Annotated in this window: 16 protein-coding genes; 1 reads left to right on the forward strand and 15 read right to left on the reverse strand. The window is 50.5% G+C overall.

Annotated features, from left to right (window positions below):
- Positions 1–40: 40 nt before the first annotated feature.
- From ROJ03_RS02890 to rpe, 10 genes are all read right to left on the reverse strand, one after another.
- Entirely contained in the window at positions 41–880 is an 840-nt protein-coding gene (locus ROJ03_RS02890; protein ID WP_313725483.1) for a hypothetical protein, read from the reverse strand.
- 51 nt (positions 881–931) lie between these two features.
- A complete protein-coding gene (locus ROJ03_RS02895; RefSeq protein ID WP_313725484.1) occupies positions 932–1,621 on the reverse strand; it encodes a tetratricopeptide repeat protein in 690 nt (229 codons plus the stop codon).
- A gap of 69 nt (positions 1,622–1,690) precedes the next feature.
- Complete coding sequence (locus ROJ03_RS02900) at positions 1,691–3,415, reverse strand: S1 RNA-binding domain-containing protein (protein WP_313725485.1); 1,725 nt, start codon at positions 3,413–3,415, stop codon at positions 1,691–1,693.
- Between the two features lie 30 nt (positions 3,416–3,445).
- Positions 3,446–4,090 carry a (d)CMP kinase gene (cmk, locus tag ROJ03_RS02905; RefSeq protein ID WP_313725486.1) on the reverse strand — a complete coding sequence of 215 codons (645 nt, stop codon included), beginning with the start codon at positions 4,088–4,090 and terminating at the stop codon, positions 3,446–3,448.
- Entirely contained in the window at positions 4,090–4,839 is a 750-nt protein-coding gene (locus tag ROJ03_RS02910) for a pseudouridine synthase (RefSeq protein WP_313725487.1), read from the reverse strand. The genes cmk and ROJ03_RS02910 overlap by 1 nt, the downstream gene beginning before the upstream one ends.
- Positions 4,836–5,444, reverse strand: a complete 609-nt coding sequence (scpB, locus tag ROJ03_RS02915; RefSeq protein ID WP_313725488.1) for an SMC-Scp complex subunit ScpB — start codon at positions 5,442–5,444, stop codon at positions 4,836–4,838. Before scpB ends, ROJ03_RS02910 begins: the two co-directional genes overlap by 4 nt.
- Positions 5,445–5,468: 24 nt before the next feature.
- A complete protein-coding gene (locus ROJ03_RS02920) occupies positions 5,469–6,419 on the reverse strand; it encodes a segregation/condensation protein A (protein ID WP_313725489.1) in 951 nt (316 codons plus the stop codon).
- A gap of 97 nt (positions 6,420–6,516) precedes the next feature.
- Complete coding sequence (recA, locus tag ROJ03_RS02925; protein WP_313725490.1) at positions 6,517–7,593, reverse strand: recombinase RecA; 1,077 nt, start codon at positions 7,591–7,593, stop codon at positions 6,517–6,519.
- 73 nt (positions 7,594–7,666) lie between these two features.
- Positions 7,667–8,104 carry a D-aminoacyl-tRNA deacylase gene (dtd, locus tag ROJ03_RS02930; RefSeq protein WP_313725491.1) on the reverse strand — a complete coding sequence of 146 codons (438 nt, stop codon included), beginning with the start codon at positions 8,102–8,104 and terminating at the stop codon, positions 7,667–7,669.
- Positions 8,101–8,781 carry a ribulose-phosphate 3-epimerase gene (gene rpe / locus ROJ03_RS02935; RefSeq protein ID WP_313725492.1) on the reverse strand — a complete coding sequence of 227 codons (681 nt, stop codon included), beginning with the start codon at positions 8,779–8,781 and terminating at the stop codon, positions 8,101–8,103. The genes dtd and rpe overlap by 4 nt, the downstream gene beginning before the upstream one ends.
- 249 nt (positions 8,782–9,030) lie before the next feature.
- On the opposite strand from rpe, the gene greA reads away from it, so the two are divergent.
- Positions 9,031–11,751 (forward strand): transcription elongation factor GreA, encoded by a 2,721-nt coding sequence (gene greA / locus ROJ03_RS02940; RefSeq protein WP_313725493.1) that lies wholly within the window; start codon positions 9,031–9,033, stop codon positions 11,749–11,751.
- Between the two features lie 82 nt (positions 11,752–11,833).
- On the opposite strand, the gene murJ is transcribed toward greA, so the two are convergent.
- The 5 genes from murJ to dut are packed head-to-tail and all read right to left on the reverse strand — an operon-like array spanning position 11,834 to position 17,271.
- Entirely contained in the window at positions 11,834–13,381 is a 1,548-nt protein-coding gene (gene murJ / locus ROJ03_RS02945) for a murein biosynthesis integral membrane protein MurJ (protein WP_313725494.1), read from the reverse strand.
- Positions 13,359–14,483: a tRNA guanosine(34) transglycosylase Tgt gene (gene tgt, locus ROJ03_RS02950; protein ID WP_313725495.1), complete on the reverse strand. Its 1,125-nt coding sequence runs from the start codon at positions 14,481–14,483 to the stop codon at positions 13,359–13,361. The genes murJ and tgt overlap by 23 nt, the downstream gene beginning before the upstream one ends.
- A 6-nt stretch (positions 14,484–14,489) precedes the next feature.
- On the reverse strand, positions 14,490–15,575 hold the full coding sequence (locus tag ROJ03_RS02955; protein ID WP_313725496.1) for an LptF/LptG family permease: 1,086 nt from the start codon (positions 15,573–15,575) through the stop codon (positions 14,490–14,492).
- A complete protein-coding gene (locus ROJ03_RS02960) occupies positions 15,572–16,822 on the reverse strand; it encodes an LptF/LptG family permease (RefSeq protein WP_313725497.1) in 1,251 nt (416 codons plus the stop codon). The genes ROJ03_RS02955 and ROJ03_RS02960 overlap by 4 nt, the downstream gene beginning before the upstream one ends.
- Before the next feature lie 2 nt (positions 16,823–16,824).
- The gene (gene dut / locus ROJ03_RS02965) at positions 16,825–17,271 is read right to left on the reverse strand and encodes a dUTP diphosphatase (protein ID WP_313725498.1); all 447 of its coding nucleotides are present in this window, start codon (positions 17,269–17,271) and stop codon (positions 16,825–16,827) included.
- Between the last annotated feature and the right edge of the window lie 2 nt (positions 17,272–17,273).

Consider the following 17,273-nt stretch of genomic DNA (forward strand, 5'->3'; position numbering starts at 1 on the left):
CGTAGGTTACGGAAGCTAAGATTACTATGCTAGCCTTTTCTTATAGGGAAACGATCAGGGGACAAATGGGGATTGCATCCAGATAGACCAGCCTACTCCAGAAATTGTTGGTGTTGGGTTTTTCCAGAAAGAAGGCCACAAACAGATGTATCCGGATCGTTGAGGGAGAGTCGCCGGTAAAATCATACTCATGATTGGATGAGTCTTTTTTTGCCAGTATATCCGAACGTGTTTGCAGGAAAGGATTCCCTTCATAGTCGTACAACTTGGTTGCATTTACAGAAAAGGGGGGAGAACTTCCTGGTGAAGTTCTGGCGAGTTCAAGAGAGAATCCTGTTCCTGGGGAAGGTTCATCTGTTTTCGTGAGGGTAAAGGAGGTGAGTTCTGCATTGTTTGCATCGCTGGTAGCATAGAGGACATATTGGTCACTCGCATTGAAGGTGGCACCCGCGCCTTTACCACTTAACGCGTAAAGATATACATCCTTATTCTGGCTGTAGCTCTTTATGGTAACAAGTTCTTTCGAACCTGTTACAGGGATGCCTTCATAGCCATTTTTGGTATAGGTGCTGGCAAACCCAGTGATGAACGAGTTCAGGTCGGTTGCATTGAGTGTATAGTCAGCCTCAGTTCCGTCATCGATGGTATAGAAGAACATCAGGGATGGCCCTTTGGTGTTTGTATTCAGAAGGTCGAAGGTGACCCCTGGATCTACATCCATCTTGAAGGTACCCTGAACAAGGTTTGTGACAGGGGTTATTGGGGTATTGGCAAGTACATACTCCCAGGAGTTGAGGGAGAGTATCGTCGGCATCCCACACGATACCAAGAGACAAAAAAAGACAGATACCAAAAGAAGAAGGGTTAGTTTCATCTTCATAGTATCTGTCTCCTTTCAGGTGGTGGTCTTACTCCACCCTACCCTGTTTGCCTAGAGCAAGGCAACCCTGTTCTGGGCAAGTTTGCCATATTCAGAGCTTGGGAACTGGTCAGCAAGCTGCTGGAAAGTAGCTTTGGCCAGATCCATGTTACCACTCTTTTCCTGCAGTCGGGCCTGTCCGAAGAGAGCCTTTGGGGCCTCTGCAGAGCTGAAGCCAAACTCATCAATAAGCTTGGTGTAGTATTCGAGGGCAAGGGTGTTGTCATTGAGCTCTTCAGCTGCAGCAGCCGCATTGGAAAGTGCGAGGGAACCAAGATAGGTAGCCTTGGCCTTGCCATATACTGCCATGAAGCTATCTAGGGCCTTCTGGTACTCTTTTTTCTCGAAGGAAACCATTCCAAGAAGATACTCGGCCTTCAAGGCAGGATAGTTGGCTTTCTTGGAAGAGAGGGATTGCAAGCCGGAAACAAGCTCATCATACTTAGCCTGGTAGGTAGCATCTTCGGTATCCATAGCCTGTATTGCTGTATAGGTCTCTTCAAGCAGGTCGATCTGATCGAACTGCTTGTGCAAATTGCTTTTGGATACGGCAGAAACAACACCAAGGGTTATCAGTACAATTGTCAGGACAGCAAGGACAATGATCAAAACCTTTTTGTTCTTGTTGAGCAAGGAATCGAGAGACCCCTCCAACCTATCATTCAAGGTAAGATCTGTTTCAACCTTTTTTTTATTACTCATGCTATATTCTCCGTTTCAAGGGTATACATTACAGGCGGCATAAGCCGCCTGTATCTCAAAAGAGAGGTCCTAGTTGTCGCCTTTCTCTTTGTCCTCGTCCTTGTAACGCATCATATCAGCAAGTGAATAGGTGTCACCATCATCATTGTCATCGTGGATGTACTTTGCAATTTCTGACTGCTGTGAACGCTTTACCATCTCCTTGACGGAGAGTGAGAGCTTCTGGGTAGAAGGATTGCATTCTACGACCATGGCAGTGATAGGATCGCCAACGGTGAACTTCTTCAAGGCTTCATCGGTATACTCTTCATCGGGTCCAACAAGGTTGTACTTGCTGATAAGACCTTCAATCTCACCGGGGACCTTGACGAACACACCAAAGTCAGTGACGTTGGTAATGACACCGCTGATGGTACTGAACTTGGGATAGTCACGGCGCAGGTTCTGCCAGGGGTTTCCCTCAAGCTGCTTTACACCAAGACGAATCCGTCTGTTCTCAGGCTCAACACGGGTAACAACCACATCGATGACATCACCCTCTGCACAGAAGGAAGCCATGTTCTTGACTTTCTTTGTCCAGGAAATATCGTCAATATGCAGGAACCCATCGATGCCATCCTCAAGGTTGACAAATGCACCACTGTTGGTGATCTTGACAACAGGCTTGGAAAGGGTCATTCCGGTAGGATATCTCTCGCTGATGGTATCCCAGGGATTGTCATCAAGCTGCTTCAGGCCAAGGGAAACACGCTTCTTGTCCAGGTCGTAACCAAGGATCTTTGCCTCGACCACATCACCAACATCAAGGACTTCCTTGGGATTGTTGATTCTCTTGGTCCAGGAGAGTTCGGAGATGTGGGCTAGGCCCTCAATTCCGGGCTCGATCTCAATGAAGGCACCAAAGGTTGTGATCTTGGTAACTGCTGCCTTGATGATATCGCCAACGTTGAACTTGTGTTCGAAGGTTGTCCAAGGATCTTCCTGCATGTGCTTCAGGGAAAGGTTGATCTTCTGTGTCTCAGGATCGATATTGATGAGACGAAGCTGTACAACCTGTCCCTTCTTCACGAAATCCTTAGGACGGGTTACATGACCCCAGCTCATGTCATTGATATGCAAAAGCCCATCAAAACCACCAAGGTCAATGAATGCACCAAAGGAGGTGAATGACTTCACCACACCTTCGACCACATCACCGATCTGGACGGTAGAGAAGAACTTCTCTTTGTTTTCTTTTATCTTTTGGTCAAGGTACTCACGCCTGTTCACGACGCTCTTGAGCTTCGTGCCACCATGGAACTTGTCAATGATGAAGTAATCGGAAATTCCGATCAGCGTCTCTGGTTCTTCCACTCGTACGACATCAGCCTTGGACAGAGGGCAGAACCCCTTGTACTCGCCGCCGAGATCGACCTCAAAACCACCCTTGATCACTTTTTCAAACTTGCCCAAAACGGGTGAACGGGTCTCAGATGCTGCTTTCAATTCATCGGTGCGTTCCTTGAAGTCTGCACGTTTCTTTGAAACAATGATCTGTCCGCCCTTTCCTTCCTTGTTGATGATGACGACTTTTACCTCTTCGCCAACAGCAGGAACCGTCTGGAATTCATCGAGAGAGATGCGTCCCTCACTCTTGTAACCGACATCCACAAACACAAACTCGTTGTTTACCTGGACAACAGTACCGGCCACGAGCTGACCGTCTTCGATTCCATCAAGAGATTTAAGATACTCCTCCTGCAGCATATTCTGCATTTTGGTCTTCTTTTCATCCATTTCTTGTTCTTCAGCCACTTGATTTCTCCTGATCCTAAATTTACCTATTTACTTCGCTTTGTGCGCAAAAATAGCAGATAACACTTTCTCACAAACTTGACCTATAGTCAAGTGTGAGGTATCGATGTACAGGGCATCTGATGCAACTTTCAGAGCCCCAATTTGCTTGTTTTTATCGATTGCATCACGTGCAACTATCTGTGCAAGGACCTCTTCATAGCTCTGCCCTTGGGGGTGTTGCTTGAACCTTCTTTCAGCCCGAACGGAAGGCTCTGCATCGAAGTAGCACTTCAATTCAGCGTCGGGGAATACCACGGTGGTGATGTCCCTTCCTTCCACGACGACGTCCAGACCCTTCGCAATTTCACGCAATTGGATATTTACCTGGTCCCTCAAGGCTGGATTGGCAGATATTTGAGCAACTACTGCATCGACCTCAGAGGTATGCAACCTATCCTCTACACTATTGCCATCAATGCAAATCATTCCATCCTTGACAGTTATCTCTGTAGCCATGGCAGTTGCCAAGACCCCTTCGTCATCAAAGGGGTCCTTACCTGAGCGTAGATGGGCATAGGTGTAAGCCCTATAGAAGGAACCGGAATTCAAGTAGTAGAATCCGCACTTGTCTGCGATCATCCTAGCAATGGAACTTTTCCCGACTCCTGCTGGTCCATCTATGGCAACAACCATTATCTTCCTCTCCCCTGTTTCAGCTTTTCGGTATCCCCTGCAAGCATCGACTGGATCTCGGCTCCCGTCACCAGGCGGAACTCGCCGGGCTTGAGGTCTTCCAATTCCTGGTTGCCGATCCTAACCCTGACCAGCTGTTTGATATCATAGCCAAAAAAGCTGAAAATTTTTCTGATCTCCCTGTTCTTGCCTTCGGTCAGCACAATGCGTACCCACCGTTTGGAGAGCAGTTCAAAGCGTTTTATCCTGTATGGCTGGGGTATATCGATGTAGATGCCCTTCAAGGCCTCTTCAAGGTCGATACGCCGTACCTCAGTGCTGCAATTGACGAGGTACTCCTTTTCGATCTGCTCGGAGGGGTGCATGATCTTCTGGGCAACCTCACCGTCATTGGTGAAGAGGATCAGGCCCGAGGACTCCTTGTCCAGCCTTCCGATGTTGAACAACAGGTTCTTGTCCCTGATGGTTATGAGGTCCCTGGCATAGAGCTTCTCGTTGGGATCGTAGTTTGTGCATACATAGCCCTTGGGCTTGTGCAGTGCGTAGTAGTAGGTCCTGTCGCTGGGCTCTACGAGCTCGTCATCGACCATCACCACATCGTCTTCGTTGACCTTTGTCCCCAACTCTGTCACGCGCTTGGTATTTACGGTAACCCTACCAGCTGTAATGAGGGTTTCGCAAAACCTCCGTGAACCGCAACCGCTTTTTGCCATATATGCCTGCAAGCGGATTGGATATTCCAATTTCATACTGTCTCTTTCTCCTGTTCGTCGTCCCATTCGAACCGCTGCCGATCGATGTCGGATAGCTTTGGCAGTGCACTTATGCTGCTCAAGTTAAATTCGAAGAGAAATTTCCTTGATGTCCCATACAGACAGGGGTGGCCAGGGACATCCTTCCGGCCAACCACTTTGATGTATTCACGGTCGCGCAGAAGACGCACGATCGTATCGCTGGAAACGCCCCTGATATTGTCGATCTCTCGGCGTGTCACCGGCTGGCTGTAGGCAACTATGGAGAGGGTCTCCAAAGCCGCTTTGGATAAGCGACGGTCAACACGCTTGCCATAGCAGGCCTTAAGCCTGTCATGCAAGTCAGAGGAAGGGAGGAACTGATAGGAGCCCTGGCTTTCGACCAGGTCCATCCCATGCATAAAAAGAGTGTAGTGCTCCTTCAGCTCTGAGAGGGCGCTTGACGCCTCTTCATGGGAAAACGAACCCATCCTCATCAGTTTTTCCAGCGAGACCGGTTCATTTTCCAAAAAAAGGAAAGCTTCTGCAAGCCTTGCCTCCATACTGAGGATGGGACCACTCTCCCTCTGAACCAATGGTAGCTGTATGCCCTTAATCTTCAAAACAGACAAACCTCCGTAACCAAGCTAATCCTCATCAAACAGGATCTGCTCAGCTTCGCTCTCATCATCATACAGAAAAACCCTACCATCGTCAGCAGTTGTGACCTCATTTTCCGCTTCTTGTTGCAGATCTTCTGCTAAAAATTCAGATTCATCCTCATCTGTGATAGGATATAGCTCGTCACTGTCCATTTCATCGTCATCATAGGCCTCTTCCAGGTGCTCCTCCTGTCCGTCAAAACGCTTGCGAATAAGGATCTGCCCATAGGATTGTGACTGTTCCAGGGCTATGAGCCTGAACTTGCAGGCATCAAGGATGGCCATGAACGCGCAGATGATGTGCAGCCTGACATCCAGGTGGACAATTACCTCTTCAAGGGTGATGTACGGCCTTGTCTCAAACAGCTCGAGCATCAGGGCTATCTTCTCGTTTACCGTCACAGACTCATAAACGTTGAACACCTTGTTGGGCGTGATGCTGGTCATCAGCTTGGAGAAGGTCGTTAACAGGTCCTGGAGCGTCACCTCGTTGAACAGCTCCTCATCGCCGAAGGGAAGCCTGAACTGGGAGTCCTTACGCATGATGAACATCTCAGAACCACCACCTGTTGAGGTAAGCAGTTCGGTGTATTTGCGAAATTTCTGGTATTCCAGGAGCCGCTCTACCAATTCCTGCCGGGGATCCTCATACTCCTCATCAAACTCAAGGTCGACGGGAAGCAGCATCCTGCTCTTGATGTAGAGCAGGTCAGCAGCCATCTTGTAGAACTGGGTCAGGTTGCCAAGATCCAACTCTTGTGCGTTTTTCAGGTAGGCAAGGTATTGGTCGGTGATCTGTGAGATGGGGATGTCATAGATGTTTACCTCCGATTTCTGGATGAGGTAGAGAAGTACATCCAGAGGCCCCTCAAACGACTCAAGGAGAAACTCGGTGCCATCACTGTGCTTGTCTGGTATCTCGTCTTCCTGCAACATCCACCCCACGTATTTCCTTGAGTATACCCAAGCAAGGTCCGAATAGCAAGAAAGCGGGCAAAAAGCCCGCTTTCATCCATGAATCTCAAGGCTCCAATCAACTTTCGCTGGGTGGTACGGCCTTCTCAAGCACTGGGGTGGAACCCTTTGGGGGGAACATCAGGGCCCTGAGCCTCTTGTCCAGGTCAATTGCCACATCAGGATTGGAGGTCAGAAAGTCGATCGACTTGTCCCTACCCTGCCCGATCTTCTCCCCATTGTAGGAGTACCAGGAGCCACTCTTCTCGATGAAGTTGTACTTCACAGCAGCATCCAGGATGCTTGCGACATAGCTGATGCCTTCACCGAACATGAGGTCGAGCTCAACCTTCTTGAAAGGAGGTGCCACCTTGTTCTTCACGATCTTGATCCTGATGCGGTTTCCGACGATATCATCGGCACCTTTACTCAGTGATTCGATCTTGCGAACCTCAACGCGCACCGAAGCGTAGAACTTGAGGGCGTTACCCCCTGTGGTCGTCTCGGGGTTACCGAACATGACACCGATCTTCATGCGTATCTGGTTGATGAAGATGATGGTGGTGTTGCTCTTGGACAGCAGGCCGGTCAGCTTGCGCAGGGCCTGGCTCATGAGACGGGCCTGCAGGCCCATGTGGCTATCCCCCATGTCCCCATCGATCTCTGCCTGGGGGGTAAGGGCTGCAACAGAGTCGACGACGATGACATCGACAGCACCACTGCGTACCAGGGACTCACAGATCTCCAGGGCCTGTTCCCCGCTGTCCGGCTGGCTGATCCACAGCTCATCTATGTTGACCCCTAGCTTCTTCGCATAGGTGGGGTCGAGGGCGTGCTCGGCATCGATGAATGCTGCGATTCCCCCTGCCTTCTGGCTTTCGGCAAGGGCATGGAGGGCCAAGGTGGTCTTGCCACTGCTCTCAGGGCCGTAGATCTCAATGACACGACCACGGGGATAGCCTCCTACCCCTAGGGCCTCATCGAGCAGGAGGGAGCCTGAGGAGATGCAGTCAATGTCCAGGGAGTCCTTGTTGTCCCCTAGCTTCATCAGCGAGCCCTTTCCGAACTGTTTGTCTATCTGGACTCGTGCAGCTTCCAGGGCCTCTTGTTTTTGTGAGGTATCCGAAGGAAAAGTCTTTTCCTTATTCTTTGCCATGCTATGCTCCTACTAATACGTTTCTAAATTACTTTCCATCAATAAGGTTGGTTTCTGCTTCAGGTGCTTCACCCTAGGCATCCAACAACATCGTTACAGGGCCATCGTTGGTGTAGCTAACCTGCATATGGGCCCCAAATACCCCGGATTCTGTAGGGAAGCCCTGCTGCTGAAAGGTGCGTATGGCCAGTTCATACAGTTTCAGGGCTTCCTCAGGAAGGGCCGCCTCATTGTAGGAAGGCCTGTTGCCCTTGTGCAGGTCGGCACAGAGGGTAAACTGGCTGACCACCAACACCGACCCGCCCGTCTCCCTGAGGTCCAGGTTCATCTTTCCCCTTTCGTCAGAGAACACCCGCAGTTTTCCTATCTTTGTACAGAGCCAGAGAAGCTGCTCCTCGGTATCCCCTTTCTCGATGCCCAGGTATACCAAAAGCCCACCGTCTATCCTACCAACACATGAACCTTCCACGCTCACCGAAGCCTCGGTGACACGTTGGATCACACTTTTCATCTGCGCTTTTCTTCGCTAGCGGCCTGGATCATGTCACTGACAAATTGGGCGCGGTCCTCGGCGGTAAAGAAGGCATTGCCACACACAACCACATCGGCCCCACAGGAGGCTACATCCCGCACTGTCCTCAGGTTGATGCCGCCATCGACATTGATGAGGAAATCATACCCCTCATCGGCCCTGATCTGGTCCAGTTCGGATATCTTGCGAAGGGTTGCAGGTATCAGCTGCTGGCCACCGAATCCAGGGTTGACCGTCATGATCAGGACCTGGTCCACGATATCCAGAACGCTCTCTATCATGCTTACGGGGGTAGAGGGGACAAGGGAGACCCCTGCCTTGCATCCGCAGCTTCTGATGAGCTGCAGTGTCCTGTGCAGGTGGATGGAAGCCTCTGCGTGGACGGTGATGTAGTCACAGCCACTCTGGGCAAAGATCTCCACATGCCGTTCCGGCTGTGTTACCATCAGGTGGGTATCGAACAACAGTGGCGAGCAAGGTCTCAAGTCCTTGATGAACTTGTGCCCAAAGGTGATGTTCGGTACAAAGGAGCCATCCATCACATCCAGGTGAACCCATGCAGCCCCGCTGGTACGGATGGTTTCCACTTCCTCGGCAATACGGGAAAAGTCGGCCGAAAGCACACTTGGTGCTACAAGTAAAGGTGCAGTATTCATATAATCTTGTTATAGCAGGAAACAGGGGATTTTGCAACGGATAACATTTTCTCCGCCTTCTGCCAAGACAGAGTAGTGATGCGCTATTTGTAACTATATTCACACCTTATGCACTAACCGATTGCTAAGTAGCGTAATTCATGGTATAGTATGGCCAATGAAATGAAATTCAAATCCGAGCAGGCTGTGTCCCGGTCTGCCCGGTTTTCTTTTACGTCATAGAATATACGCAATATTTTGGAGGAAGCCATGGGATTCCAGGAAATCGAGAGCTTGTTGAAAGAAGAGCAGTGGACGAGATCCACCATAGTCAATTATACGATACAGAGCTTGGAAGGGCTGGATGTACAGATCAGTGAGTTGGATGAGGAAGAGAAGACAGAGGCTAAGATCCTTTGTGACAACCATTTGACTGAAAAGGAACGCAACAGCATCATTGCGATGTACATCAGCGGTTCCATCCAACTTGAACGCAGAGGTTCTGAGGACTATCTGTTGCTGCTCAACCTCATCGAGCTGTTCGCTGAGAGTAAGAAATGGACCCTTGTGGAATTCCTCTGCCAAAAGATCCTGCGCAAGACTGAGAACAAGCATGCCCTGAGGCTGCTTGCAAACAGCTATGCCCAGAACAACCGTGAAGACGAAAAATACGCAATCTGGGAACGACTGGTTAAGGTTGACTATGACGAGATCGAGATCGTCAAGCTTATCGGCACCTATGCCCAGCAGAAAGGGAACAAGGAAAAGGCCGTAGCCATGTACAAGAAGGCCATCCATCGCCTCATCAAGCGAAAGGACAGCTCCCCCATCCGCTCGATCTTCAACACCTTGCTTGAACTGGATGACGACAACTTCGAATACTACATGAACCTTGCAGACCAGGTAGGTACCCTCAGCAAGAACACTGCCGTTGCCCTGTTGCGCGATCTTGAAATTGCCAACAAGGACAATGTCGACCACCAGATCGAAGCACAGAAGAAGATCCTTAGCCTCGACCGTGAGGATATCTATGCAAAAGAGAACCTCATCAAGAGCTACAAGGCTAAATACAAAAACCATTCCAGGCTTAAAAACTGCCTCGAATCCAGTGCACTGACCAGCAATATGGTCCGTGATGTCATCCATAGCATAGAGGATTTTGAGACCAACATTGCCTTCGACAAAGGAACCTTTGTATTCCAGAACTCCACAGGAAAGATCGGAAGGATCAGGTCCATCAACGAAAACGATGTCATCGTCGATTTTGCCGGGCAGAAAAACACCGAAGGCAACCGCCTTTCGACCGCCATGGCCTTCAAGAGCCTGCTTCCTTTGGCCAAAAGCCATATCTGGGTCCTCAAGAGTGCCCTACCCAAGGAGAAGCTCAGTGCAAAGGTACTTGAGGACATCCCCTGGACCCTCAAGACCTTGCTGACCAGCAATGGTGGCAAAAGTTCACTCAAGGAGATGAAGGCCGAACTGGTTCCCTCTGTCCTTGAGCCCAAGCAATGGACCTCCTGGTCAAACCATGCAAAGAAAGAACTGATGAACAACCCGGTCTTCGACCTCTCTGCAAACGATGTCGATACCTACATCCTTCGCTCAACTCCCGTCAGTTATGAGGAGAAGCAGCTTGCCGTCTTCCGCAGCGAAAAGCAGTTCTATGACAAGATCAAGAGACTGAAGGAGTTCCTCTCGTCCAAAGGTGATGTGGAAAGTGATTTCTTCTATGAGATGGTCAAGTATTTCAGTGACATGTTCCTTGAGGAAAATGGCTCACTCAAGCAGATGGGAGAGGTCACCGACTATACCTTCAGTGCATTCCTCCTACTTGAGGATCTCGTACTAAAGCAGAACATGAACTTCATCAACCGTGCTGAGGGGCTGACCTTCAAGGACCTGTTCGAAAGGACAGAGAACTATGAGCTCTCCTTTGATGCGATCAAGGACCCGGAGCTCAAGAAGAGTTTCATCGACCATGTAGTTGAAGAGGTCCAGAACTGGAGCAAGGTGCTTGCCAACCTCTTCCAGTACTATCTGACCAGCTATATTCCCGATATCTTCCGCCATCACAAGAAGCAGGCAGAGTTCAACAAGGTCTACAGGGATGCTGTGGAGAACTTCAAGGAGAAGTCCTCTACCCTCATCTACCTTATCAAGAACTCGGACGAGAAGCTTTGGAACAAGGCCGGCATCACTTCTGAACAGCTGCTGTTCACCAAGCTGCAGTTGCTCGATTTCACCAACCGTTGTATCGATACCCGCAAGGATGTCCAGGAAAACCGCAAGAATGCAAAAACCCTGATGACCCTCCTGTTCACCGACAAGGCCGTATTGAACCATATCAATGAGGGCAATGAAGAGAGTGCACAGAAGATCTACAGCCTTGTGGCAAATGTGTTCGACCTTCCCGGTGGAAAGAAGATAGAAATCAAGCATGCGATCAGCGAGAAGTTCCCCTCCTTCCGTTTCTTCGATGAGGTCAGCCCCATCGATAGGGAGTCTCTGGTACCTACAGGCCTATTCTGCACTGCAGCAGCCCTGGATGCCAAGAAGAAGGAGATGGAGCACATCCAGCATGTCGAGCTGGTTGAGGTAGCTAAGGAGATCGGCCTTGCACGTGATATGGGAGACCTCAGGGAGAACAGCGAATACAAGTATGGCAAGGAAAAGCAGTCCATGCTCAGCAATACGCTTCGCAGGCTCAGTGAGGAGATCGATCGTGCGACTGTCATCACCAAGGACAAGGTTGACCCTACCCGGATTGGATTCGGTACCAAGGTAGTCCTGTTCGACAACCTCAAGGGTGAGGAGATTACCTACACCATCATGGGACCTTGGGAATCCAACCCCAATGAGAACATCATCAACCTGCTGGCCCCCTTCGGGAAGGCCCTGCTCAACCACCAGGAAGGTGAGAGGTTCATCTTTACCCTGAACGACCAGGATTATGACTATACTGTTCGTAAGATCTCTGTAATCGAACTGTAAGAGAGAGCACTATGTAAAAAGGCCCTTGGCTCCCAAAAGGAACAAGGGCTTTTCTCTTCTTCCATGCTACGGGTAAAAACCCCTAATTCTTCCCTGTGAGAAGGCGGAGGAACGGGATGTTTGCCTTGCTGTAGGAGAGCAGTGTTGTTGCCACTCCCACCACTCCCAACATGGCAAGGTAGAGAAGATTCCTCAGGTTCGAACCACTCTCGTACCAAGTCATCTCCAGCATTCCATAGAGCAGGCAGAGCCCCAGAAGGGGAATGTTTGCCAGCAGGACTTTGCCTAGACCCTTGAACAGGGCCTTGTCACGATGTGCTGGATAGACATCCCGCAAGAGCACAACCAGAAGGATCAGGGCAAACGCATAGGAACCCATGGATGCCAGCGGAAGGGCCTTGATCCCAAAGTCCAGGGTAATGAACAGCCACATGAGGGCGATGTCAGCCAAGCACATCAGGCTGGTTACCACTGTCATCTGGGTAAAACGATTCGCACTGTACCCTACCCTTTGGAACAAGTTGAACCAGGCGGCGACCACCATGGTCAGCAGATAGTATCTGAGTACCAAGGCTGTGAGGTTTGCATCCTGGAGGGTGTAGTTTCCTGTCTGCAGTACGGCAGAGACACTTTCAGAGCTCAGGGCAAAGAGCAGGATGGTGCTGGGAAGCAGGAACGTCAAAAGATTAATCAGCGCCTCGCGGCTGATCTTTTGTAGCTCATCCCTACGGGAGAGGGACATGGCACGGCTCATCATGGGAAATGCCACTGCAACGATGGCATTGAAGAAGATGCCATAGGGTGCCTGCCAGAAGATGAGGGAGTTACTGAAGGCCGTCACGCTCCCTTCCGAAAGCGATGAGGCAAACCAGAAGGCCACCATCTGCACAACCACCACCATGACGGAGCTGAACACCATCTTGCCCCAGGATCTCATCAGAGGCTTGAAAAGCGTGCCCCTGGTGTCAAGGGCAGGCTTAATCCGATAGCCATATCTTCTGAGTACCAGATAGGCATAGGAGCCTTGCAAAAAGCCTCCAACCACTGTTGCATATGCCATGCTCATCGCCCCCACATACGGGCTAAGGTAGTGTACCCCGACAATCACGGTGATCGAGAACAGGAGGGGGGCCGCATGGGAGTGGAAAAAGCTTTTGTGGCAGTGCAGCAACCCATTGAATATGGACCCGATGCTGATGGTGAGCAGGTATATCATGAAAAAGGGGAGAAGCCTGGCACCAAGGGCAAGTTGGTCGGAGCCGAAATCCGAAAAGAAGGCAATGAGCTGCTCGCCATAGAAGTATGATGCCAAAACCAGGGGAAGAAGGAGCAGCGTCTGGTAGGTGCAGAGCAAGGCAAACAGCCTGTTGGCTGACTTGCGGTCTTCCTTTCCCAACAGCTTGCTGAAAAAGGGGATGATGGATGCGTTCATCGCACCTTCTGCGAAGATCTTCCTGAAGTTGTTGGGAATGTTGAACGTGAAGTTGATGACGTCAGCTACTCCGCTTGCACCAAATATGGAACCGATGATCCTTGCCCTTACGATTCCCAGCACCCTGCTGGCAAGGGTGCATAGCATTACGACGACACTGCTTTTCGCCCCTGCCCTATCTTCCGTAGAATCTTGCAAGATAATCCCTCTTGAAGGACGAGAACCGGTCTTCTGCGATAGCGGCCCGAACCTTTTCCATCAGGCGATAGAAATAGGTGAGGTTATGTTCAGTGGCCAGCATCCCCCCCAACATCTCCCCTGTCTTGACCATATGGTGCATGTAGGATCGTGAATACTGGGTACAGGCTGTACAGGTGCACCCCTCTTCAAGAGGACGCGCATCAAACTTGTGGATCGCCTTCTTCAGGACCACTACCCCATCATCGGTAAAGACAGCACCGTTGCGTGCCATGCGGGTTGCCAGCACGCAGTCAAACATGTCGATGCCGTTTTCCACAGCCTCCAGGATGTAGTCGGGACTGCCGATTCCCATGACATACCGGGGCTTCTCCTTTGTGACGATATCAGCGGTGTATGCAAGGAACTCAATAAACTGCTCCTTAGTCTCCCCTACAGAGAGCCCGCCGATGGCAATGCCCGGGAATTCCATGCTGTTGAAGAATTGGGCACTCTCCTTGCGGAGTTCCTTGTAGAAATTCCCCTGCACGATGCCAAACAGATTCCCCCTAAAACTCTCCCCAAGGGAGTTCCTGTGGAGGATGGCCCTCTCAGCCCAGGAGTGGGTGATGTGCATTGCCTCTGTTGCTGCCTTCAGGCTGATCTCAGGGGGGGTACAGACATCCAGGCACATGGCTATGTCGCTGCCAATGACCTTTTGGATGTCGACAACCTTCTCTGGGGTAAAGAGGTGCTTCGACCCATCGATGTGGCTTTGGAAGCTAACCCCCTTCTGGCTAATCTTACGCAAGCCCGAGAGGGAGAACACTTGGAAGCCACCGCTATCGGTCAGGAGGTTGTGCTTCCAGTTGGAGAAGGCATGTAGGCCACCAAACTGATCGAGCACCTCCATGCCTGGGCGCAGATAGAGGTGGTAGGTATTGCCGAGGATCAGCTTGTAGCCGATCTTCTCCACATCCTGGTGGTACATACCCTTCACTGTACCATTGGTACCGACTGGCATGAATACAGGTGTCTCAACCACCCCATGTCCAAGGGAGAGAAGGCCTAGCCTTGCGTTGCTGTTTGCATCCTTATGTGTTTCTTCAAATATCTTTTGCATGTTGCCTCAACGGAGAATAAGTCGTTCTGGTATTGCTATGGATACTATCACAATCATGGGGATTACCATACCCCATAGTGGCTCGATCACCCCTTGCTTGGCAACAATGAGGGTTACCATCTGCACCACATAGTAGATGACTGCTATGAACAGGCTGGTGATGATGCTAAACAAAAGGACATTCTTCTTGTACCTGTAGCTTATCGTGCAAGCGATGAAGACCAGGACCAACGGTGTCAGGGAACCCAGGATCCTCTGGGCAAAATCTGTCGCCGCCTGATACCAGAGCTTTGGGTTGAGGAGCCTGATCCTTTGCAGGTATGTTCGGGCCGAAGGCAAATCCATTGTCTTGATGTCATTGGAGATATTTCTGAAAAAGGCTGGTTCCAGGTCAAAGGAAGGAATCACTATTGAGCCTTCCCTTCTCGACACTACGCTGTTAGCCAGCTTGTCCAGGTCATGGATGGTCACATCATCCAGCGTCCATACCAAACGCTTTTCATCCCAGGTTGCGGATGTGGCATCAATGCGGCTTTGGATGCTACCCACCTCATCCTGCACCACCAGGGTAAGGGAGCTGATCCTTTTCCTCTCATCATTATAGTGGGACGCATGCACCACAAACCTCCCCATCGGGTCACTTAGGGTGATATTACGGTTGTCAAAGGTGCTTTTGAGACCAAACAATTCATTTTGCATGACACTACGGCTTTTCGAGGAGGGTATGGCTAGCAGTTCATTGAAACCAAACTGAACCAGGGAGAAACAGATACCAAGGATAAGGATGGGGAGGATGATCCTCATGTAGCTGATCCCTGAATTGTAGAGCGATATGAGTTCGTTGTTTGCCTGCATCTGCGACAGATGGTAGGTTACGGCAAACAGCAAGGAGGGGGCAAGGGCAAAGACCAGAGCCTCAGGTATGTAGAGCAGGCTCAGCCTGAAGATGGTCAGCGATGGCAGTTGGCCCGTAACGTAGGAATCGAGGTGCATGAAAAGGTCGACGCTTACCAGCATGAGCGTACAGAGGGACAAGGTGACCAAACCCACCTTGGTGATGGAAACCACAATATGCCTATCCAGAAGCCTCATAGGCGCCTCGTCAACAGCATAAGCAGTAGGCCAAGGCTAAAGAGGATCATGTTTGGAGCCCAGATGAGGAAGGCTGGATTGAACGAAACGGAAAAAATCTGCATCTGGGCGAAAAAGAGCATATACCAGTAGGTGACGGCAACCAGCATGGAAAGGCCGAAGCCTATCAACCGTCCATGCTTAACCCGGAAGAACGAGAGGGAGAAGGTCATGAAGATCAGCATGAAGCAGGCAGCAGAAAGGGCAAACTTCTTGTGAAGCTCAGCCCTATAGTACTGGTAGTAGAAGTTGATGGGCTTTTCTTTCCTGAATTGCACAATCTGCTCTTCCACGCGGGCTGTCTCTTCTTGGTCACCATTTGAGGCAAGCCTGTTTCTTTCCTCTTGCATTGCCTCCATCTTGGCTCCATAGATGTGCAGGTCCTCTTCATAGGAGCTCCTGTATTTGTCAATTCGCTCACCAAGCTCGGCAATGGAGAGTTGGGAAGGCAGGGCCGATGCCAAGGATGCAATTTGGCCTGAGAAGTTGAGGTAGAACTGGGCCTCCTTGGCCTGTGACAGGGTCCAGGACGAGATGTTCGCCTGATCTGAGGAGAAGATGAGGGGGGAATCGAGGTCGAGCCTATAGATGAAATTCTGCAGGTCAACAAGGGTGACCTCACCTCTAGGGGAGCTGAGGACCTGGCTATTCTTGCCTTTGGCAAGGTCAAAGAGGACGATGTCCTCAACTATCGAGCCTGTGACCTCCTTGTTGACCATCACCCTATCCCCTATGGTGTTTGTTGCATTGCTGGTCAGCTCCAGGGTAGGAAGGTCCCGCATCAGGGTGGTATAGAGCTCCTTGTACTGGCGCGTACTCCAGGGTAGTGCCTTGTCCGCAGTGAGGAATGTGGCCAAGGAGAAGAGGATCGATAGGAGGATGATGGGGATGAAGATGCGCTTCATTGCAACCCCTGAAGAGCGTAGGGCAAGTATCTCGTTGCTTCCCGAGAGGTCCCCTATCACCATGCTGGAGGCCGTGAGGGAGCTGAAGGGAAAGGTGTAGAGGAGAAACTGTGGTATGGAAAGGAGTACCAATTGAAATACTGCCAAAAAATTCACATTTTTCAGCAGTATCCTTTGTGCAATAAGCAAAATCTGGTTGATGAAGAAAATGAAAAAAAAGAACATGAACGCCACAATGAACGAGAGTAGGTACTCTCTGCCTACATGTCGGTAGACCAACGTATAGCGTTCATTGTGGGCCACAACTACACTCCTGTGGAACCAAAGCCCCCTTGCCCCCGCTCAGTCGCCTCAAGGCTCTCCTGCAGGAAAAAGGTACCCTGGGAATACTTTGCAATGACCATTTGGGCAATGCGATCCCCATGGTGAATGGTGAAGTCTTCCTTGCCGTGGTTGATGAGCAGAACCTGCACCTCTCCACGATAATCAGCATCGATGGTTCCCGGGCTGTTTAGGACCGTTACCCCAAACTTGGCAGCCAGGCCCGAACGGGGCCTGATCTGCGCCTCATACCCTTTGGGAAGGGCCATAGAGAGGCCTGTAGGGACCTTGGCATAGGAACCACTGGGAAGAACCATATCCTGTTCAAGACAGGCACAGATGTCTGCACCTGAGCTGAACAGGGTTGCATACGCTGGTGCCTTGGCACCAGCTTGCAGGGTTATAGGGACGTTGATACGATCTTCGGCCATGG

This window comes from Sphaerochaeta sp. PS (assembly GCF_032144095.1).
In the GTDB taxonomy this organism is placed as follows: Bacteria; Spirochaetota; Spirochaetia; order Sphaerochaetales; family Sphaerochaetaceae; genus Sphaerochaeta.